Raw genomic sequence first — 22,030 nt, forward strand, 5'->3', positions numbered from 1 at the left:
GATGGCTGATAATAAAAGTGATTCTAAAAAAGTTTCTAGACGTAAGTTTTTAGTAAGGGGTGGTTTAGGTACCATAGGAGTGGTAGCCATCGGAACCTATATTTTTCGGAATTCTATTCGTCGTGAGATTTTAGGTACCGTAAATTCTCTAGATTTACCGTATACCGATAACACCGATAAACCCATGGTTTGGTTTGAGGTAACAACGGAAAATAATATTCTATTACATTCTCCAAAAGTTGAAATGGGGCAGGGAACCTTCACCGGTATAGCCCAAATGGCTGCTGACGAACTTTCGGTTTCCATGAATCAGATTCAGGTGGTACATGCAGCTTCCTCTACTGGAAATATAGATAGTTTTGCAACTGGTGGTAGTACATCCATATCTGGTTTATGGAAACCCCTTAGAGAACTTTCTGCCTTGTTACGTGAAATGCTTCTTAAAGAAGCTGCCCGTAAAATGAATATTGGTATTGAGGAACTAACCATAGAAGACGGAGTTATATTCGGTAACGAAAAATCAATGACTTATGCACAAGTAGCAGAAGGGGTAGAGAATTGGAAAGTGCCTGATACTCCTGTTCTAAAAAGTTTAAACGAGTATAAATATATAGGTAAACCTATTGCTAGGGTAGATTTGGATGCCAAAGTTTTTGGAGACCCAATTTTTGGAATGGATGCCCAATTGCCGGATATGCTATACGGAGCGGTGGTAAGATCTACTAAAATAGGAGCCAAATTCATTAGTGCGGATACTAGTGCTGCTGAAAATATGATCGGTGTTGTAAAAGTTATTGTTGAAGAAGATTTTGTTGGTGTAGTGGCAAATTCCTTGATTGAAGCGGAAAATGCAAAAGACGCCATTAATGTTACCTGGGAGAGTTATGAAAATTTAAATACCGAAGCAATCCTTAAAATTATGACGGTTGGTAATGGTAAATCTACTATTATTCAAAAGCATGGTGATGCCTTAGAGGAGCAAGATGGTGTAGAAATATTAGAATTTAGAACCCCTATTGGAGCACATGCCCAAATTGAGCCAAATGGCGTTGTCGCTTCTGTTGAAGGTGATAGTGCTATTATTAGAATTTCAACTCAGGTAATAGGGTTAACCAGAAAAGAAGTTGCTAGCCGTTTAGGTTTGGATGTTGAAAACGTAAACGTGATACCTACTTATTTAGGTGGTGGTTTTGGTCGTAGATTACATACGCCACATGCGGTGCAGGCTGCTGTAATGTCAAAAGCAGTTGGTAAGCCGGTCAAGTATTTTTTTAGTAGAAAGGAAGAGTTTCAGCATGATATGTTTCGACCTCCTACACATCATATCATTAAGGGGAGATTGAATGGCGAAGGTTATTTAGATGGTCTTGAGCATCAATTTGTTAGTGGCGATGTGGGTAACCATTCTGCTTTAATGCCAGATTTCCTACCTCCTATCATAGGTGCCGATATTGGTGCTATTCGTGGTGGTTTCATTCAATATACGGGTATTCCTAATTTTAGATCGGTGTACTGGCATGTAGATTTACCTTTTGCAACAAGTTGGTGGCGTAGCCTTGGTTTATTAGCGAATACGTTTGCCATGGAAAGTTTTATGGATGAAATGGCTTTGAAGGCAAATAAGAATGCGGTAGACTTTAGACTTGCCCAAATTGGTGATGATGCTATTGGCGTTCGTTTAAAAAATGTGATTAGTGCTGCTGCAGAAAAATCAGGTTATTCTGAAGAAATAATTGATGGTCGTGCCATGGGGTTTGCTGCTTCCATTGACGCCAATACGCCGTGTGCACAAGTGGCAGAGGTTTCAATTGTTGATAACGAAATTATTGTTCATAAGGTAACCGTTTCTTTAGATCCAGGTTTGGCGGTTAATCCTGATCAAATACGTGCACAATGCGAAGGTTGTGTTATTATGGGGATGAGTGCTGTGCTTTATGAACAAATGTATGTGGAGAACGGGGAATTGCAACCTACAATCTATGGTCCTTACAAAATGGCATTGATGAAGAATGCACCAAAAGAAATAGATGTAGTTCTTCTTCAAGGCAAAGATACGCCTGGGGCTGTAGGTGAGCCTCCTTTAGGACCTATTGGTGCAGCGATAGCAAATGCTGTAAGGCGATTGACAGGGGAAAGACTAACGGAGTTTCCTTTAAAACTTACTAAAACCAAGTAGAATATTCTTATTCTACTTCTTTTTGATTTGCAATATTCTTTATCATTCCACCAAAAATAAAATAATGGAATGGTACAATGCTATACCAATATAGTCTACCCTTTAAACCACGAGGTCTGAATGTAGCAGTTTGATGGAGTATATTGTTTTCATCTATTCTAAATTCTAACCATGCCTCGCCTGGTAATTTCATTTCGGCAAATAACAATAATCTTTTGGCTTTTTTATCAGCTAAAAGCACTCTCCAAAAATCAAGGGAATCACCGGTATAGATGCGATTAGGATGTGTTCGGCCACGACGAAGACCGACACCGCCAGAAAGCTTATCTATAAATCCTCGAATTTTCCAAAGCCAATTTCCATAATACCATCCGGTCTCACCCCCAATGCTCCAAATACGTTCTAGTACTTCATCAGGGTTATTGATTTTTAGTTGTTTAGCATCTTTTAGAACGCCGAATTTAGGTACTTGTATGTGCTTTCCTATATTTTCATTAAACCTGCCGCTTACCATACTATCTTTCCAACTGCTGATTACCAAGTTTTGTTCTATTTTTTTGAAGGCCATGTCTATAGCCTCTATATAGCTGTGCGGTTTAATATTTAGAATTTCTTGTAGTCTTTTATCTTTAGCAATCACCTCTATTTTCATGCTGTCGACTAAATTTAAAGCTAACCTGTAAGAGGTTGAGGTTACAAAATATAGCCAATACGAAGATAACTTAGGGGTCATGATCGGTACGGTTAAAATCCAATTTTTGAAACCTCGAGCTTCGGCATATATATGGAGCATTTCTTTGTAGGTGAAAACATCTGGACCTGCAATATCAAAAGAATCGTTGTAAGTTTTCTCATTGCCAAGCACTCCTGTGAGAAAAGAAATAACATCACGTATTGCAATTGGTTGCGTTTTGGTCAATACCCATTTAGGAGTAATCATAAACGGGAGTTTCTCGCATAAATCACGAATAATTTCAAATGAGGAGCTACCAGAGCCAACTATAATACCAGCTCTTAAAACTGTTAAGTTAAAATCACCTTCATAGAGTATATCCTCAACATTTTTACGGGACCTTAGGTGTTTCGATAAAACTTCATCATTAACAATTCCACTTAAATAAATAACTTGTTTAATATTGGTGTTGGCTACAATTTTATTAAAATTAAGTGCCGTAGTAGCCTCCAATTCATCAAAATCTTGAGTGGAGGTGCTCATGGAGTGTATTAAAAAATATGCGGCATCAATATCTTTCGGCAGAATATTCTCTATTGGTTCTTTTAAAAAATCAATTTCAATCACTTCAATTTGTGCTCTTATCTCCTTGTCTACTGATAATCTAGTTTCATCACGAACTGCACAAATTACATGATGGCCCATTTCTAAAAGTAAGGGTAATAGACGCATGCCGATATAGCCATTAGCACCTGTGAGTAATATTTTCATAAATCTTCTATAGAGGTTGGGGCATTATCCGCTTTATAAGCAATTATTTTTTTAAAGAATTTCTGTACTGCTTTGGTGTCAGATTCTACCTTTATAAAGTGGTGATCCCGATAAATGGAATATACAGAAGCTTCTCCTTTATAGAGAGATAATTTATAATACGGAATAACCAAAGCAAATGTTTCTAAGAGCGAGCGAAATCGAACAATGATTCCTTTTGGTCTTAATTCTACGTTGCAAGTGTTCCTATTGTTATCTAGAATCAATAGATTTCTAATCTCAATACTGGTCTCGGTGATGATTAGTTTTGGGGAGCCAATACCATCCATTGCCCAACGTTCTTTTAACGTAAACGGTTTACCTACCTGCTCATCTACCTTTCGGGTGGTCACTTTATTATTGTAAGATACGTTTACGAGCATGTTCGCTTTATTGGGTAGTTTTTAATAAAGTTAACCAAATGACGAATGAATGCCGAATCTGTTTACCTTAAAAGCCTAAAAAATGATTAGTTTTGCAGGCTTAATTAAACGTTTTGATGAATATTCAAGAGGTACTATCACATAAAGTAAAAGAAGCGGTAAAATCTATCTTTGGTCAAGAATTACCATCTGTGGAATTTCAACCCACCCGAAAGGATTTTGAGGGAGATATTACCATTGTGGTATTTCCAATGTTGCGTGTTGTAAAAGGGAATCCTGTTCAAATAGGTGAGCAGATAGGCGCTTATTTACAAGAGTATGTAGAAGAAGTTTTAGCCTATAATGTTATTAAAGGCTTCTTAAATATCGTCATTGATGATGTATTCTATTTGAATTTTTTCAATACTATTAAAGAAACACCTCATTTCGGTTTTGTTGAAGAATCAAAAGAAGCTGTGATGGTAGAGTACTCTTCACCAAACACAAATAAACCACTTCACTTAGGGCATATTCGTAATAACCTCTTAGGATATTCTGTTGCGGAAATATTGAAGGCTTCAGGTAAAAAAGTATATAAAACTCAAATTATCAATGATCGTGGTATCCATATTTGTAAAAGTATGGTGGCTTGGCAAAAATTCGGAAACGGAGAAACACCTGCCTCTACCGGATTGAAAGGCGATAAGCTAGTTGGTAATTATTATGTGGCTTTTGATAAAACCTATAAAAAACAAATTGCACATTTAGTAGCTGAAGGTACTGATCAGAAAGTTGCTGAAAAAGAAGCACCTATTTTACAGGAAGCGCAAGAAATGCTTTTAAAATGGGAAGCTGGCGAGCCCGAAACCGTTGACCTCTGGAAAACTATGAACGGTTGGGTGTACAAAGGTTTTGAAGTGACATATAAGAATTTAGGGGTCGATTTTGACACCATGTATTATGAAAGTGATACCTACCTTTTAGGAAAAGATGTTGTTGAGGAAGGTCTTAAAAAAGGTGTTTTCTTTAAAAAGGAAGATGGTAGTGTTTGGATAGATTTGACCGAAGACGGATTAGATGAAAAAATTGTTCTTCGTTCCGATGGTACTGCAGTATATATGACTCAAGATATAGGTACAGCTATACAACGTGTTAAGGATCACCCAGATGTTAATGGTATGGTCTACACTGTGGGTAATGAGCAAGATTACCATTTTAAAGTACTATTCCTGATTCTTAAAAAATTAGGATTTTTATGGTCAAATAAGTTGCACCACCTAAGTTATGGTATGGTCGATTTGCCTAGCGGAAAAATGAAGAGTAGAGAAGGGACTGTAGTTGATGCCGATGATTTAATGGCGGATATGACCCAGACTGCCGCAACCATTTCTGAAGAGTTAGGAAAGCTTGAAGAGTATAACGAGGAAGAAAAGCAGTCACTTTATAAAATGATTGGCTTAGGTGCGTTAAAATACTACATTTTAAAAGTTGATCCTAAAAAGCGAATTTTATTCGACCCGGAAGAATCGGTAGATTTTCAAGGGAATACAGGTCCGTTTATTCAATATACGTATGCTCGAATTCAATCTATCTTAAGAAAGGCGGAGAGTATGGGCATTGATATTTCTAACGATGCCAAGATTTCTGAACTTCATGGAAAGGAAAAGGAATTGATAAAGCAACTTCAATTATTCCCAGATACCATTCAATTGGCTGCTGATAATTATAGCCCAGCATTGATTGCCAATTACACGTATGATTTGGTAAAAGAATTCAATTCTTTCTATCAACAGGTTTCTATACTAGGGGAGTCAAATGAAGAAAAGAGAGTGCTCCGTGTGCAATTATCAAGTAAAGTTGCTGAGGTTATAAAAGATGCATTTAAATTGTTGGGTATTGAAGTACCTGAGCGTATGTAATAAAAAAAAGACCGCCGAAGCGATCTTTTTCATAGCAATTAATAACTACCTAAATTAGGTTAGTAAAAGGTTATGCGGTTTTCTTTGCTGCTAAAGCTGCACCATATACAACAAGTCCAAATCCGATTTTGTTAATGGCGTCTCCAATGTTGTAAATGACATCCATATTAAGACCTAGATTGCCAAGACCTTCATACCAACCAGGTGTACCTGCCATATATCCTAGTGGATAAATTGCCCATCCAACGAGTACAAACCAACAGAGAGTTTTGTGTGCCGTTAAAACAGCGCCACCTGCTTGTTCCGCTAATTGTTTGGCGCTTCCAAACCATATTTCATAAACAATATAGAAATAAGCAAGACCTGAAATTAAACCCCAAACGGCTGGACCAGTACCTGTATTGTATACTGCTTCTCCAAAATATCCAGTCACAAGCATTACAATAGATGCAGCAATAAGTTTCCACATGAGGGATTTTTTTGCGCCAGCAACTTTTAGGATTAAGTAAAATTCAACACACATTAACGGCACTGTAAGTACCCAGTCTACATATCTAAAGAAGGTTGGAGATTCGCCTACTGTTGCCCAATAATCTCGCATATACCAATAATGGACCGCGGCAATAAATGTAATAAGACCGGAAACCAGAATAGAGGTTTTCCATTTAGTGTCAAAATCGTTCATTGAAAAGAAAAAGAAGGCAGATGCTGCCATCATGGCCATGCATCCAACAAAGAACGTAAAACCAACATAGTCATTGGATAACATTTTAGTTGCCAATGAAATTGAAGTAATAAAATTTTCCATAATCAAAGTTTTTTTAAATTGTTTAAGTAAATTTACTAATAGTTAAACAATTATTGTTTAATAAAATTGTTAAAATATTGAACAAAATAAAAAATAAGCATATTGATTTTCCGAACTTAGAAAGTATAATAATTGTAGGGACTTTTTTTTCGCTATGGTTAGCAGTTATTTTTGAAGACGTGATAGAACATGTTATGGCCTATGTATTTATTCTTTCCTTTGGAATTTTACATGGTGCAAATGACCTTACCCTTCTTCAAAGGACTGAAATCAAAAAGAAGTCGACTAGAAATTACATGAAGATTCTGTTATACTATGTCCTTTTTGTGTTTGGTAGTGTATTGATATTTTACTTAGTACCAAGCTTAGCATTGGTTGTGTTTGTGCTATTCAGTGGTTATCATTTTGGAGAACAACATTTTATTTCTAAGACTATTTCAGCTTCCTTTAAAACTAATGTGCTTTATTTTGCATATGGTACTTTTATTCTTTTTCTCCTTTTTAATTCAAATAATTTAGCAACATCCGAAATTATTAAAAACATAATAGGTTACTCTATTCCTATTTCTGTCTTTAAGGTTGGCTTACTCTTAAGTGGAGTAATTTCGGTAGCTTTTAGTCTCATATTGGTATTGAAGAATGAATTGAAAATCAACCCGATAAAAGAGCTGTTTTTTTTAGGAATCTTTTTCGTGGTGTTTAAAACAGCGTCTTTGTTATGGGGATTTGCTATATATTTTATATTATGGCATTCCATTCCTTCCCTATATGACCAGATATTCTTCTTGCATGGTCAGATTAATAAAAGGTCATTCAGGTCATTTGTAGTAACGTCATTCCCATATTGGTTGATTTCTGTTGCTGGATTACTTTTCTTGCTATTTTTATTTAGGGATAATTTAGAAAAGTCTTTGGCTTTCTTTTTCTCATTTTTGGCAGCGATAACCTTTCCTCATGTGTTGGTTATTAAAAGGTTGAATCAAAATCAAAACTGAATCCTAAAACTGGCATTTGGTGTCATCCTCAGCGAAACACGTTCGATAGATTCGATGGAATTATCCTCTTGTAGTCTATAAAACGTATTTAACATATTCTTTCTATTTGTAATATTTAGAATAGAAGCACCTATCGTTCCTTTTGCACTTCTGCCTAACTTCATTGTGTAAATTGCTGAGGCATCTACCCTAATGTATTCTGGTAATCGACTACTATTTGGGTTTTGGTAATTTATCTCATTTGGGAATACGGTGTTATCTATAGGTTCATTTACATCAGGTTGCGTATAAGGTTTCCCAGATTTATAATTGAGACCTGCTCCTAATTTTAGATTGCCGATTATGTAATTCGCGGCCAGGGTTACCGAATGTCTTACATCTAGATTATTTGGGAAAGTCGCTGGTATCAGTGCATCAAAGGTATAATCATTTTTATTGAAGGTGTAACTAAGCCATGCACTGTAGTCATTGTTTTTCGTGTTAATTAAAAACTCAGCTCCTTTAATGGCATAGGAACCTATCTCCCCTTCAAATTGATTCTGATTTTGAAAGCCTTGGGTATACACGTTAATACCGTTTACCTCTTTATAAAATCCGTCAATACCAACATATAGTTTATCAGTATCATAATTAAACCCAATAGAACCTTGTTTGCTTTTGGTGATGGGCAAGGCATCACCGTCAGAAAGGATCCAACGTCTTTTTTCAATGCCCAAAAAGTTTTGTTCCAAATCTATAATTTGATTGGTGACCTGACTTTTAAATTCACCTAATACTTCGGTTTTAATGTTGGGTAAAAGTTCATAAGTGACATTTATTCGTGGTTCAAAAACGTATTCTTTAAAAGTGTTTAAATTTTCGAAATAATTTAACCTGCCGCCAATGATACCAATTAGTTTCTCATTTTCAGAACTGTATTTCAATTCTGAAAACAATGCATGTTGGCGAATTACGCCTTTTATATTGCTTGCAAAGGGTGGCTGATTAACGTTCGTGGTATTTTCAATTCCTGTTTCGGTAAACTCATAGCCGTTCATCCAATTTATACGCTCCTTTAACATGTAATTAGTAGATAGTTTTACGTTCGATTCCTTTACCAGATTATTTTGTTTTAATTGCTGTAAGTCGTTATTAGAAATGGATAAGGCATCCAAATTGTATTGTGTGTAATAGAAACTCAATTGCGAGGTTAACTCATCTGTCCATTCGCTTTGCAATTGACTGCCAATAGAGAAATTATCTTGGTTGAGATTGCTTCTATTTGGGGCAATGCTGTCGTTTGTAGTTTCAATGTAATTTAAATTATTGCTCATGTTTATCATGCTAACACGTACCTGTTGGTAAGGGTTTACCTCATAAATGAGTTTGGCAGTGAAATCATAGAAATAAAATTCACCTTCGTTATCTACCTCAGAATCTTGAAATGCTTTTTCTGAGAATGTGGTGTATGTTGGGGTATTTAGAAAATCGGTATATGACCTTCGGGCAGAAACTTGTACTGCTAAATTTTCGGTGATAGGAATTTCGCCAAAAATATCACCAGAAATTAGATTGACTCCTGCACCACCTGTATAGGTTATAGGCAATTCATCTATGGTGTGCATATGTAAAGTACCACTAACACCACCACCGAACATGGCAGATGTTCCGTTTTTGATGATTGATACTTTTTGGGTCACATACGGATTGAATGCGGATATCAATCCGAAAAAATGCCCAGTTTGGTACATTTTTATACCATCCCAAAGAATCAGATTTTGGTCATTAGTGCCCCCTCTGATGTTAATATCTGAAACGGTTTCATCAACGCTTTTAATGCCGGGTAAAGCTTGAATGGTCTGAAGAATATCAGGTTCGCTAACACCTGGAAGAATGCCAAATTTTGCAGGATTCAACTCAATACTCGCATCGCTCAGTTTATTTAGTCCTGTAGTTAAAAACTGTGTAACTATAACTTCGTCCAATTCTTGATAGCTTAGCGCCATGGCAATGGTTTTACACTCCCTAGTGTTGACGAATTCTTTTGCTTCAATAAAAACAGGTTTGTAACCAAGGTGCTTTATGTAAACCAAAGAATTCTCAAGGACGTTATCGAATCTAAATGCCCCAGTGGCATCGGTAATTCCCGTTAAATTAGATTGGTAAATTTCAACAGTTGCACCTGGTATGGTGTTCTCTTCAAAGTTGTCTAAAACAAAGCCACAAATAGAAATGGTTGCCGTTTTGGTTAAGGTATAGTAACGGTCATTTAGCTTGTTGATGGTTATTCCTGTAACTTCTCTTATTTCGTTGAGAATTATATCAAGGGATTTTGAATCGGGTTTTACAATGTTGATAGTGTTTATATCGCTATCTGCATAAGAGAATTTTACATTAAACGAGGTTTCTAGTTCAGAAAGAAAATCGCGTAATGGTACACTTTTATCAGTTACGTTTTGGGCGTAACCATTCATGCTGAAACTCAGCAAAAATAGCATGATAATAAGATTATTTAGGTGCTTTTTCGGCATAGAATAGCACTTTGTCCCCATCTAAGTTAAACTTAATTTGTAAAGGAACGCTTATGCTTTTAAGAGCAAGTTCTAAATTGTCGTTACTGAAAGTCCCTGTAAAAAGTTGCGCGGTATCAATGCCCTCTGTAACAACTTCAATATTATATTGGCGCTCTAGTTCGTCCATTACATAATGTAGTGGAATACTTTTAAAAGAACTCTCTTTAGACAACCACGAAGGCACGCCGTTAACCGTAGCTTTCATCATAGTGGTATTACCGTCAATAGTCAATATCGAATTTCCGGCAGGTAATTTAGTTTCTTTACCGTTGATGGTTACGCTTACTAAACCTTCAAAACAAGTGACTTCAAAATAGTTTTTACGTGTTTCTACATTAAATTGGGTTCCTAATACCGTAACCAACCCTTGTGTAGTTTTTACGGTAAATTTCTTTCCTTTAGCTACTTTAAAATACGCTTCGCCCTTTAGGTTAACGTTTCTATTTTTATCCCATTTTTTCTCACTAAAAGCTAATTCAGATTCGGCATTCAAAATTACTTCCGAGGCATCTGGTAAGGTGATGGATTTATTCTCGGCATAATCCGTAGTAAACGATTCATTCAATGTGTTTAAATAAAAGAATGATCCTGCTAGTAATACTGCAATGACCGCAGCTACTCGTAGAAACTTTTTAAATGGTGATAATATAAATACTTTGGTTTCTTCTTTAGTTTTATATTGCTCGATAGATTCCCATGCTTTATCCACATCAAATTCTGGAGACTCGAGCTGTGAGGCCGACTCCTTAATTTTCTGATATGTCTCATAGGCTTCAGATTTTTTGAATTCCGCCAATTCGGCATCGGTCAATTCATCATTAAGCCATTTTGCTAAGTAATTGTTCTGCATGTTTTTAGCTTTATATAGTATTAACAACTAAGGCTATAAAAACCCTACTTTCATTGTTTTATTTTTTTCATTAACCGATCTGCCGAGCATAGTCGAAGTAATTAACCTTCATATTCCATCAATTTGTTCCCTTAGGCTTTTGAGTGCCAAATGCATTCTTTTTTCAATTGCTTTTACACTTACGCTTTCCATTTCTGCTATTTCGGCATATTTTTTTCCATCAATCCTATTCAGTAAAAAAGTAGTGCGTTGGTTTTCCGGTAGACTATTCAAGGCATAGTCCAATTTTTCTTTGAATTGGTTTTCCTCCATGATAAACTCTGGGGTCTCGTTTGTGGTTTTTAAAGTGCTGTCGGCATATTTTAAGCGTACTTTTTCCGCCTTTATAACATTCAAGTATAAATTATTGGCAACAGTATATAAATAAGATTTTGCTTTTTCTGGAACAACCTTTGAACAATTCTCCCAAAGCTTTACAAAAGCTTCCTGTACAGCATCATTGGCTTTTTCTTCGTTACCGAATTTGTAATAAATGTAATTGAAGATGGTTTTAGACGTTTCATTAAAAACCCTTTTGTAAACCTGTTCTTCACATACGTTTAAATGTTCTTCTGCTTTCAATGGATTGCTTTTTATCAAAGATATTTTAAAAAAAATAAAAATGAAGGTAGGGTATTTTTAAAGTCGGTTGTTTTAGAAGCATAATAACATACAATACCAAGTCATTATGAAAAAGATTTTTAATTACGCAATGTACGTTAGCCTACTAACAATTGCACTAAGTTTTACCGCTTGTCAAGATGAGTTTGAGGAAATAAATACGGGGGAGGAACCTACGGCAATAACTGCAAATTCTTCTACGGCAGATTTAATTCAACGAACAAGCTCTAACGATGGTTCATGTGATAATATAGTAGATGGTACAAGTTGCTTTGAAATAAACTTTCCATATACCGTTGAGGTTAACGGAATGGTGCTTACTATTGAATCGGAGGATGATCTTGACCAAATTGAAGAGATATTCGATAGTGTGGAGGATGATGAAAATTTATTGGATATTATATTTCCTATCACAGTTACAGCAGGCGATTTCTCTGAAATTACTATAAATGGATTGGAAGATTTGCGAGAATTGGCAGCTGAATGTAAAGAAGGTGGCGATGATGACGATATAGAGTGTATTGATTTTGTCTACCCAATAACCCTGTTCACTTTTAATGTGAATTTAGAGCAAACAAGCTCTGTTGTTGTAGAAAGTGATCGCGATTTACGATTGTTCTTTAAAGATTTGGGCGATGATAATTTAATCAGTTTTGATTTTCCTATCTCCCTAAAATTATATGATGAAACTATTCTTACGGTAGAAAGCAATGAAGAATTGGCGACAGCAATCGAGAATGCAAAAGATATGTGTGATGAAGACGACGACGATGATTATAATGATGATGATTTCAATGAAGATGAATTTAAAAATGAATTGGTGGAATGTGTTTGGTTCGTTACAGAAATAAAAAGAAATGCTGTTGATCAGACCCCACAATATGAAAACTACATTTTAAACTTTAAAGAAGATGGTACCGTAGTAACCGGTTTTTCAGGAGCTACAACTTTTGAAGGAACTTGGAGCTCAACCGTAGGTGATGACGGTGCGAAACTAACTATGGAATTTGATGTGACTACCGATTTTAACCTAGAATGGAACGTGTATGATTTAGGTGATGATAAAATTAAACTGTACAGCGATGATAGTAACCGAATTGTTATGAAACAATTTTGTCTGGAAGACTTGCCAAATACCAACGCAGATAGTTTAAGGGAGATACTTAAAGAGTGTGCTTGGATTATTAAAGGTATAGAATTACAAAATGAGGATTTTGATAGGGTTTTAGGTTATGAATTTCAATTTATGGCTGAAGGCATGTTAACCTTAAGTAATGGTGTCAATACTTCCGAAGGAACATGGGAAATTAAATTGAATACAGGGCAAGAATTGGTTATGGCTATTGAAATGCCAGATGAATCTGGGGTAAGTTTTGAATGGCCAATTCGTGAAATGTTCAATGATAGATTAAGATTTGAAGCAGACGAAATTGGATACGAATTGAACCTACAACGTGTATGTGACAACAATTCTACCGATGGAGATGTTGCGGAAATAAGAAATTTTGTGATGGGTGGTGAATGGTTAGTAGCTACCTATGTAGAAGGTGATGTCGATATGACCAGTTTGTTTGGCGGATACAGTTTAGAATTTATGGCTGAACATCAAATTTCCATTATGGAAGGTGGCGAAGCTTTTGGAGCCGGATTATGGAGGGTACTTAGAAATAGTGATGAGAAGCTTAAAGTATATTTAAACTTTGGTGAAAATAGCCCTTTCAATGAGCTAACGGATGATTGGGATTTTGTATCCGTAGTTGATGGTAGATTAGAACTTAAAGACATTAGCGGTGATGGAACCATAACCACATTGGTATTAGAAAAGTAAGAACCCAAGGTCTTCTGAAAATCTTTTCAGAAGGCTTTTATTTTAAATATTAACCTTAAATGAAAACTATGAAACTAGAACACATAAAGTCTATCCTATTACTATTAATGACATTTATGTTTTTTTCTTGTGATTCTTCAGATGACAATGTTGAAAATAGTGTAATGGACTTGACCGAAATTAACGCTACTGCTACTTCTGGGTCCTGGGTGGTAGCACGATTTGAGGAAGACGGTGTTGATCAAACCAGTAATTTTTTAGGTTATTCGTTCACCTTTGATATAGATGGTATTTTGAATGTTGCCAAGGAAGACCTATTAATAACGGGAAGCTGGTCCATTACCTCAGATTCAAATAGTAATTACAATGATGATAGTTCTCTTGATGCCGATTCAAATGACGATGTTGATTTTAATATCTTCTTTTCTTCAACTTCAAATTTTGAGGAACTATCGGAAGATTGGGAGATAGTTTCTTATACTGAAACTAGAATAGAATTAAAACATATAAGTGGAGGAGATGGTAGTATTGATGTTCTTGTTTTTGAAAAACAATAATTTATAATGGTTATACGAATAAAAAATTAAAACATCCAGAAATATACCGTCAACAGTAAAGAGTTGGGCCTCGTTGGCGGTATTGATGGAAGTTTTAACCTAGGAGTTTATGAAAATGTAATTCCTTTTTTGCCCCACAAGTAACTTTAGAGCATCCATTTTTTAATGGGTGCTCTTTTGTTTTGTATATTTTGGGGTTCTTGCTACGGAATTAGCATTGATATTATTAAATTTGTACCCCCTTAAAAAAGAAAAGAATGTTCGATAATTTAAGCGATAAGCTAGATAAAGCTCTACATGTACTAAAAGGTCATGGTCAGATTACAGAAATTAATGTTGCGGAGACTACCAAAGAAGTACGCCGAGCCTTATTAGATGCGGATGTTAACTTTAAAATAGCCAAAGAATTTACCAATAGGGTAAAAGAAAAGGCATTGGGGCAAAACGTATTAACGACGTTACAGCCAGGTCAGTTAATGGTTAAGATCGTGAAGGATGAACTTACCCAATTAATGGGTGGCGAATCTGAAGGTATTAATCTATCAGGTAATCCATCGGTTATTTTAATGACAGGTTTACAAGGATCTGGTAAAACTACCTTTTCAGGGAAGCTTGCGAATTTTCTAAAAACAAAAAAATCTAAAAAACCATTATTGGTCGCTTGTGATGTATATCGTCCGGCGGCGATAGATCAGTTGCATGTAGTCGGTGATCAAATTGGCGTGCCAGTTTATTCTGATCGAGAAAATAATGACCCTGTTGCAATTGCACAAGCTGGTATTGCAAAAGCAAAAGCAGAAGGTTACAATGTTGTTATTATTGATACCGCTGGTCGTTTGGCAGTTGATGAGAAAATGATGGCAGAGATATCTGACATCCATAAAGGGATACAACCTCAAGAAACTTTATTTGTTGTCGATTCAATGACAGGGCAAGATGCTGTAAATACGGCTAAAGCTTTTAATGATATCTTGAATTTTGATGGTGTTATTTTAACCAAGTTAGATGGTGATACCCGTGGTGGTGCCGCTATATCTATTAAATCGGTTGTAGATAAACCAATTAAATTTATCGGTACGGGTGAAAAGATGGAGGCGATTGATGTCTTCTATCCATCACGTATGGCAGACCGTATTTTGGGTATGGGTGATGTTATTTCGCTTGTAGAAAGAGCTCAAGAGCAGTTTGACGAAGAAGAGGCTAGAAAGATTCAGAAGAAAATTGCAAAAAATAAATTCGGATTCGATGATTTCTTAAGCCAAATTCAACAAATTAAGAAAATGGGTAATATGAAAGACCTTATGGGGATGATACCTGGCGCAGGTAAAGCTCTTAAAGGCCTAGATATTGATGACGATGCCTTTAAGCATATTGAGGCAATCATCTATTCTATGACTCCTGAAGAGCGTTCAACGCCTTCAAAATTAGATGCAAGTAGAAAAAAGAGAATTGCCAAGGGTGCTGGTAGAGAAGTGCAAGAAATAAACCAATTATTGAAGCAGTTCGACCAAATGAGCAAAATGATGAAAATGATGCAAGGTGGTGGTGGTAAGAAGATGATGCAGATGATGGGCGCCATGAAAGGAATGAAATAGTAAACGAGCAACACTAACTTAAAAGAGACGGATATGGAATTATTGGATGGTAAAAAAGTATCCAATCAGATAAAAGAAGAAATCAAGGCTGAGGTTGCCAAGATGAGGGAAAGAGGAGAAAAGGTACCACATTTAGCTGCTATAATTGTAGGAAATGATGGTGCTAGTTTAACTTATGTAGGCAGTAAAGTGCGTTCTTGCGAGCGTGTAGGATTTGAGTCTACCCTAGTGCAAATGCCCAGTACAACTTCTGAACAAGAATTATTGAGAAAAATAAAGGAGCTGAATCAAGATGATAATATTGATGGCTTTATTGTTCAATTACCTCTTCCAGAGCAGATAGATACCCAAAAGGTAATTATGGCTGTAGATCCAGATAAGGATGTTGATGGTTTTCACCCTACTAATTTTGGTAAAATGGCTTTAGATATGAGTACGTTTATACCAGCAACTCCTTTTGGTATTCTTGAGTTGTTAGAGCGTTATAAGGTTGATACCAAAGGAAAACATACAGTCGTTATTGGTCGTAGTCATATTGTAGGTAGGCCAATGAGTATTTTAATGGGTAGAAAAGGATGGCCGGGGAACTCTACGGTTACACTAACCCATAGCGAAACAAAGAACATTACTCAGATTATTTCACAGGCAGATATAGTAATTTCTGCATTAGGGGTGCCTAATTTCCTTAAAGCAGAAATGGTTAAGGATGATGCAGTTGTAATTGATGTAGGTATTACTAGAGTACCAGATGATACCAAAGAAAAAGGATATTATATTACGGGAGATGTTGATTTTGAGAACGTAAGTAAAAAAGCATCTTTTATTACTCCCGTTCCTGGTGGGGTTGGTCCTATGACTATAGCGATGTTGTTGAAAAATACATTACTGGCACGTGAAAGACATAGAAGTAGAAACTAATTTCTGTTGAAATAGATACCTAACCTTCATCTTTAATTAGTTGAAGGTTTTTTATTGTGGTAATTTTTTCATCGTAAAACCTGTTTCCGTGCTATCATTAGGAGTTAAAATATCGATATCGTTGCTATCATCATACTCACAACTAGCCATTATGGCAAGCGAAATACCGATCAAAAAAGTAAATATTAATTTTTTCATAACAGTTATTGTTTATGTGAAGACCATATATGGTGTTATGGTAAAACGTTTTTTCGATAAGATTGTTATTTGAAATCGCTTAATAATTAACCACTATAAAAGGTTTTACCATTAAATTCCTTGATGTTATTATTGTCCTAATAGAATATTGCCTAAGTTTATTCGAGCAATAGATTTATTTATAATTTTAAAAGCTAATGTGTTTCTGTAGCTCTACTATATATGAAATTAAACCACTTTTTTGATTCTTCAGTTGACATGCTTTGTATTGCGAATTATGATGGTTATTTCGTAGAAGTAAATCCGGCATTTATGAAATTATTGGGGTTCTCAAGAGAGGAATTAATGTCTAAAAAAATAAATGATTTTGTTTTTGAACACGACAAAAATTCAACACAAGAAATTAGAGAGGGGATTCATAAAAATAAAAAACTCATAAATTTTCAAAATAGGTATGTTAGCAAGCTTGGTGAAATCGTGTGGTTGTCATGGAGTGCTGTTCCTGTTGATTCAGAAAAATTGGTTTATGCCATTGCTAGAGATATTACAGATGAAATGAATCTTAAGAATGAACGAATACTTGAATTCACTAAATTAAAAAGTGTTAATGAAGACCTTATTCGATTAAACTACACGACTTCTCATGATTTAAGAGCACCAATTAATAATTTAATCTCTCTTTTTGATGTTCTTGATTATTCGGTGATTAAGGATGAAGATACAATGCAAATTTTACGCTATATGGAAGTTTCCGCAAAAGGTGTAAAGGAGTCGTTAGAAAGTTATTTGAATTTAATTGAAAATGCAAGTAAAGGGTTACATAGTCTTACGGAGGTGTTTTTTGATAACACTTTAGCGAAAACTAGAAGTACGTTAAGTGCTATCATAAAAGGCTCTCAATGTCAAATCGATTCCGACTTTTCAAATTGTGAGAGTGTTTATTTTGATAATGCTTACATGGAAAGTATTTTCTTGAACTTGATGACGAATTCTATTAAATATACAATACCGGGTAGTCATCCTAAAATGGTAATAAGAACTGAAATTCAAGATGGCAAGAAGGTCTTACTATTTAAGGATTATGGGCAAGGCTTTAATATGGAAAAGGATGGTGACAAGATTTTCGGATTAAATCAACGTTTCAATGATACACAAGAAGGGAAAGGGATTGGTTTGTATTTAATTCATAACCAAATTCATAGTTTAGGTGGTTCAATATCTGTAGAAAGTGAACCTAACAAAGGAGCTACCTTTAGTGTTGTGTTTCCTGCATGATAAATTTTATTTATATATAAGTATTGCTAAAAAATTATTTTTCAATTCAATCTTCGCTGTAGTGTTTTCATTAATTATCTTTAATGGTATAATCAACATCCACCATGAAAAAACAAATATTTGCTATCGTATTTCTGTTTGCTCTTTTAGTTAGTTGTGAAAAAGTTGTTAAACCGGTTCATGATATAAATGTCATATTCGATGAAAGTTTAAGCGATACACTATTAGATGGTAGATTGTTATTAATGTTATCTACAGATGATAGTGATGAACCTCGATTTCAAATTAACGATGGTTTAAATACTCAAATTATTTTTGGGGTTAATGTTAATGATTGGGCGCCTAATACTCCAATTACATTTGATGCTTCAGTATTTGGATACCCTTATTCGAGTTTAAAAGAAATTCCACCAGGCGAATATAATGTGCAAGCCCTTTTGAATGTGTATGAAACTTTCGATTTGGCTACAGGGCAAACAGTAAAATTGCCAATGGATAATGGTGAAGGTCAGCAGTGGCAACGTTCACCTGGTAATTTATATAGTAAACCTTTTAAAATTAGGGTTGCTAGCAATGGTTTTGAAAATGTATCCGTTGAGCTTGACCAAGTAATACCTCCAATAGAAGAACCAGAGGATACGAAGTGGATAAAACATGTTAAAGTAAAGTCAGAAAAACTATCCGAATTTTGGGGGCGAGATACGTATTTAGGAGCCCATGTTTTACTTCCAAAAGGATTTGAAGAACATCCAGAAGCTAAATACCCGCTAATGGTATTTCATGGTCATTTTCCTTCTGATTTTGGCGGATTCAGAACAACTCCTCCAGATCCTAAAATGAAACCTGAATATTCAGAACGGTTTAATTTAGAAGGGTACAATGTTATTGAGCAACAGGAAGCTTATGATTTTTATAAACGGTGGAATGAGCCAGATTTTCCTCGTTTTATTATAATTGAAATTCAACATCCAACACCATATTATGACGATTCTTATGCTGTAAATTCAGCAAGTCAAGGTCCTTATGGCGATGCGATTACTTATGAGTTGATTCCCGAAATAGAAAAACAGTTCAGGGGAATAGGTGAAGGTTGGTCACGATTTTTGTACGGAGGTTCTACGGGTGGTTGGGAAGCCTTAGCGGTACAGGTCAACTATCCAGAAGAGTACAACGGTTGTTTTGCCGCTTGTCCTGATCCTATCGATTTTAGGGCGTATACCTTAACGAACATTTATGACGATGAAAATGCCTATTATTACCCAAGCGCCCATAAGAAACTAGAGGTGCCTTCGCATCGTAATTACTTAGGTCAAATACAATCTACATTAAGGCAGGGTAACCATTTAGAATTGGTTTTAGGAGATAAGTCGAGATCGGGCCAACAATGGGATATTTGGGAAGCAACCTATTCGCCACAAGGTGATGATGGCTATCCGGTAAGAATATGGGATAAAAAGACAGGAAAGATAAACCATAAGGTTGCTGAGTATTGGAAAGAGAATTTTGATTTACGATATATTTTAGAACGCGATTGGGATAAGCTGGGTGACAATCTAAAAGGTAAAATTCATATTTACTGTGGTGACATGGATAATTATTATTTGAACAACGCGGTTTATTTAATGGAAGATTTTTTAGAAAGTACTACTGATCCCTATTATGAAGGCGAGGTATTGTATGGTGACCGAGCAGAACATTGTTGGAACGGTGATCCAGAGCAACCAAATGCGATAACCCGTTTGCGTTATAACAGTATGTACGTGCCTAAAATTATGGAACGTATCGCATCAAGTGCCCCGGAAGGAGCTGATTTAACTAGTTGGAGGTATCAATAAACTAATTAATAAAAACCCGTTGTGCATTTTAAACAATGCTTATTTTAATGTTATTAACATTTCGGTTGAATACGACCTTGTTGATGAACTGAACAATCGTCAGAGCCGATATTTTCGATAGTATCCTTGTTTTGAAGCCTTCGAAGGACTTGGCATAGTTTCTTCTTATCATGAACTGGTCGCAGAATTATGAGAACAGCGTTTCTATTCTTTTTCTTGACTTTCGTTAGATATAGGGCTGTTCCCTGTAGTTCTTTTGGTTGCTATGCATCAGTGTATCGAGTTTGATACTTCTGGTCTCGAACAGGTTCAGTTGGTGTTCCAAATCAAAATGCACAACGGGTTAATAAAAGTAAACTAATTAATTATGTTTTGTTTTTTCAAATCAATAGTAGACTATCGATTTAAATTAAAAACTATTAAACAAAATAGATTTTAATTAAAAAAATCTGTATTTTAAGTTAAAATTTTAACTATATGAATATAAAAACTACTCCACAAATGAAAAATTTAATTTTTTTATGCTTAATGGCTATTGGGTCATTTAGTTATGCACAAGTAAGTCAAACTGTGTCTGCTCCGGTTAGTGAATTAAAACTAAATGACAAAGGCGAAATTGCATGTACGATACATGCCAACGATCAAGAAGCTAGCTTGCATCACAGTATGGGTTCATCTGAATCTGTATTAACTGCCAAATCAAAAGATAAAATTACGATCAAAAGTAAAAAGGGGCCAACTGGGGCTCAAATTTTTGTAGATTATTATAATTTTGACCCTAGTTTCTCAATGGAAGATTTTATTGTAGCGGCAACTTCTTTTCAATCGGCAATAGATATTTGGGCTTCGACGGTATCCTCAGATGTTCCAATCTTTGTTGCGGCAGCCTTTCAACCCTTGGATTCTGGTGTTCTTGGGTCTGCTGGGCCAACTTTTATTTATAACAACATAGAAGGGTTAGAAACGGATACTTGGTATGGGAATGCATTGGCGGATAAACTTACTGGACAGGATTTAAGTCCTGAGGCATATGATATTATTGCACGTTTCAGCACAGTTTTTCCTAATTGGTATTTTGGAACTGACGGTAATACTCCTGATGGGGATTATGATTTCAGAAGTGTAGTTTTACATGAACTTGGCCATGGACTTGGATTTTTTGGTTCTATGTTCGTAGATAATGCTTCAGGTTTAGGTAGTTACGGTTTTGGATCACCCATACCTGCAATATATGATAGGCTTGCTTACTCTGCAGATGGTAAATCTATTTTAAAGGAAAATAGATATGGTAATAATTCAGCAGAATTGGGAAGTTTATTGCTTTCTGGTCCGCTTACTTCTAAAGGCCCAAATACCAAGAAAGCAACTAGCGGAAAAGGAGCAGAGATTTTCACCATTGTTGATTCTGAAATTACTGGTCCTATTGCTGGGTTAACTGATGTTTGGTTGCCTGGATCAAGTTATTCGCATTTAGATTTTTTCACCTACGTAGGCTCTAACAATGGGCTCATGGTGCCTTTTCTTTCTAGGGGAGTTGCTTTTGAAAACCCAGGGCCTATTGTATTGGCCATGTTTGATGATATGGGTTGGAACGGTAAGGTAAACCGAGAAGTACAAGAAAATAACGGTAATAAGGGAATTGGTGACGAACCATCCGCTATTGCTTCAAAAAGTACCATGATTCTATCTCCTAATCCATTTATTAATACAGTTCAATTGGATTTAGGCACTGAAAAGCGATCTATATCAAAAGCTACGGTTTTAGATGTAAATGGAATAGGGTCAGATTTGCCTAGTTCAAGTATTCAAGGGTCTTCGAATATAACCATTGATATGAGCTCATTTAAGACTAAATCTGATTTATATTTTTTAAAGGTAACTTTCGATTCCGGTGAGACGGAAACCTTTAAATTATATAGAGGACAATAAATTACAGCATTGTAGTTTAAAAAAAGCCATGCATTTGCTTGGCTTTTTTTTTGTTTTAAAATCTCTATGAAGTAACTTTTCAAGCTATAA

Annotated in this window: 17 protein-coding genes and 1 pseudogene; 10 read left to right on the forward strand and 8 right to left on the reverse strand. The window is 35.6% G+C overall.

Features of this window, described 5'->3' with window-relative positions:
* Window position 1: 1 nt before the first annotated feature.
* Window positions 2–2,176 (forward strand): xanthine dehydrogenase family protein molybdopterin-binding subunit, encoded by a 2,175-nt coding sequence (locus BMY56_RS07265; RefSeq protein WP_091622037.1) that lies wholly within the window; start codon window positions 2–4, stop codon window positions 2,174–2,176.
* Between the two features lie 7 nt (window positions 2,177–2,183).
* On the opposite strand, the gene BMY56_RS07270 is transcribed toward BMY56_RS07265, so the two are convergent.
* Window positions 2,184–3,620 carry an SDR family oxidoreductase gene (locus tag BMY56_RS07270; protein WP_091622040.1) on the reverse strand — a complete coding sequence of 479 codons (1,437 nt, stop codon included), beginning with the start codon at window positions 3,618–3,620 and terminating at the stop codon, window positions 2,184–2,186.
* The gene (locus BMY56_RS07275) at window positions 3,617–4,042 is read right to left on the reverse strand and encodes a hypothetical protein (protein ID WP_091622042.1); all 426 of its coding nucleotides are present in this window, start codon (window positions 4,040–4,042) and stop codon (window positions 3,617–3,619) included. Before BMY56_RS07275 ends, BMY56_RS07270 begins: the two co-directional genes overlap by 4 nt.
* Window positions 4,043–4,158: 116 nt before the next feature.
* On the opposite strand from BMY56_RS07275, the gene argS reads away from it, so the two are divergent.
* Complete coding sequence (gene argS / locus BMY56_RS07280; RefSeq protein ID WP_091622045.1) at window positions 4,159–5,940, forward strand: arginine--tRNA ligase; 1,782 nt, start codon at window positions 4,159–4,161, stop codon at window positions 5,938–5,940.
* Window positions 5,941–6,010: 70 nt separating this feature from the next.
* On the opposite strand, the gene BMY56_RS07285 is transcribed toward argS, so the two are convergent.
* Window positions 6,011–6,748, reverse strand: a complete 738-nt coding sequence (locus BMY56_RS07285; protein WP_091622047.1) for a bacteriorhodopsin-like — start codon at window positions 6,746–6,748, stop codon at window positions 6,011–6,013.
* 77 nt (window positions 6,749–6,825) lie between these two features.
* Here BMY56_RS07285 and BMY56_RS07290 point away from each other — a divergent pair, with 77 nt between their 5' ends.
* Window positions 6,826–7,743: a Brp/Blh family beta-carotene 15,15'-dioxygenase gene (locus tag BMY56_RS07290; protein WP_143057788.1), complete on the forward strand. Its 918-nt coding sequence runs from the start codon at window positions 6,826–6,828 to the stop codon at window positions 7,741–7,743.
* On the opposite strand, the gene BMY56_RS07295 is transcribed toward BMY56_RS07290, so the two are convergent.
* The 3 genes from BMY56_RS07295 to BMY56_RS07305 all read right to left on the reverse strand — a co-directional run bounded on the left by BMY56_RS07295 (window position 7,734) and on the right by BMY56_RS07305 (window position 11,766).
* Window positions 7,734–10,253: a TonB-dependent receptor gene (locus BMY56_RS07295; protein ID WP_091622053.1), complete on the reverse strand. Its 2,520-nt coding sequence runs from the start codon at window positions 10,251–10,253 to the stop codon at window positions 7,734–7,736. The genes BMY56_RS07290 and BMY56_RS07295 overlap by 10 nt on opposite strands.
* A complete protein-coding gene (locus BMY56_RS07300; RefSeq protein ID WP_091622055.1) occupies window positions 10,231–11,145 on the reverse strand; it encodes a FecR family protein in 915 nt (304 codons plus the stop codon). The genes BMY56_RS07295 and BMY56_RS07300 overlap by 23 nt, the downstream gene beginning before the upstream one ends.
* A gap of 108 nt (window positions 11,146–11,253) precedes the next feature.
* Complete coding sequence (locus BMY56_RS07305; protein WP_091622058.1) at window positions 11,254–11,766, reverse strand: RNA polymerase sigma factor; 513 nt, start codon at window positions 11,764–11,766, stop codon at window positions 11,254–11,256.
* A gap of 106 nt (window positions 11,767–11,872) precedes the next feature.
* Between BMY56_RS07305 and BMY56_RS07310 the strand changes: the two genes are divergently transcribed.
* From BMY56_RS07310 to BMY56_RS07325, 4 genes are all read left to right on the forward strand, one after another.
* A complete protein-coding gene (locus tag BMY56_RS07310) occupies window positions 11,873–13,633 on the forward strand; it encodes a hypothetical protein (protein ID WP_091622061.1) in 1,761 nt (586 codons plus the stop codon).
* Between the two features lie 68 nt (window positions 13,634–13,701).
* Entirely contained in the window at window positions 13,702–14,190 is a 489-nt protein-coding gene (locus BMY56_RS07315; protein ID WP_245737167.1) for a hypothetical protein, read from the forward strand.
* Window positions 14,191–14,447: 257 nt separating this feature from the next.
* A complete protein-coding gene (gene ffh, locus BMY56_RS07320) occupies window positions 14,448–15,785 on the forward strand; it encodes a signal recognition particle protein (RefSeq protein ID WP_091622064.1) in 1,338 nt (445 codons plus the stop codon).
* 33 nt (window positions 15,786–15,818) lie between these two features.
* A complete protein-coding gene (locus BMY56_RS07325; protein ID WP_091622067.1) occupies window positions 15,819–16,703 on the forward strand; it encodes a bifunctional 5,10-methylenetetrahydrofolate dehydrogenase/5,10-methenyltetrahydrofolate cyclohydrolase in 885 nt (294 codons plus the stop codon).
* A gap of 51 nt (window positions 16,704–16,754) precedes the next feature.
* Here BMY56_RS07325 and BMY56_RS18610 read toward each other — a convergent pair whose 3' ends face one another.
* Complete coding sequence (locus BMY56_RS18610; RefSeq protein WP_177170936.1) at window positions 16,755–16,901, reverse strand: hypothetical protein; 147 nt, start codon at window positions 16,899–16,901, stop codon at window positions 16,755–16,757.
* 222 nt (window positions 16,902–17,123) lie between these two features.
* On the opposite strand from BMY56_RS18610, the gene BMY56_RS07330 reads away from it, so the two are divergent.
* Both BMY56_RS07330 and BMY56_RS07335 read left to right on the forward strand, forming a co-directional pair.
* Complete coding sequence (locus BMY56_RS07330) at window positions 17,124–18,176, forward strand: sensor histidine kinase (RefSeq protein ID WP_091622070.1); 1,053 nt, start codon at window positions 17,124–17,126, stop codon at window positions 18,174–18,176.
* A 104-nt stretch (window positions 18,177–18,280) separates the two neighbouring features.
* Window positions 18,281–20,011: an alpha/beta hydrolase gene (locus BMY56_RS07335; RefSeq protein WP_091622072.1), complete on the forward strand. Its 1,731-nt coding sequence runs from the start codon at window positions 18,281–18,283 to the stop codon at window positions 20,009–20,011.
* Between the two features lie 28 nt (window positions 20,012–20,039).
* Here the strand turns inward: BMY56_RS07335 and BMY56_RS18835 are convergent.
* A pseudogene (locus BMY56_RS18835) lies at window positions 20,040–20,327 on the reverse strand (IS982 family transposase); the annotation flags it as partial.
* Between the two features lie 185 nt (window positions 20,328–20,512).
* Here BMY56_RS18835 and BMY56_RS07345 point away from each other — a divergent pair.
* On the forward strand, window positions 20,513–21,940 hold the full coding sequence (locus BMY56_RS07345; protein ID WP_143057789.1) for a hypothetical protein: 1,428 nt from the start codon (window positions 20,513–20,515) through the stop codon (window positions 21,938–21,940).
* The last annotated feature ends 90 nt before the right edge of the window (window positions 21,941–22,030 follow it).

The sequence above is a fragment of the Maribacter orientalis genome, assembly GCF_900109345.1.
GTDB lineage: Bacteria > Bacteroidota > Bacteroidia > Flavobacteriales > Flavobacteriaceae > Maribacter > Maribacter orientalis.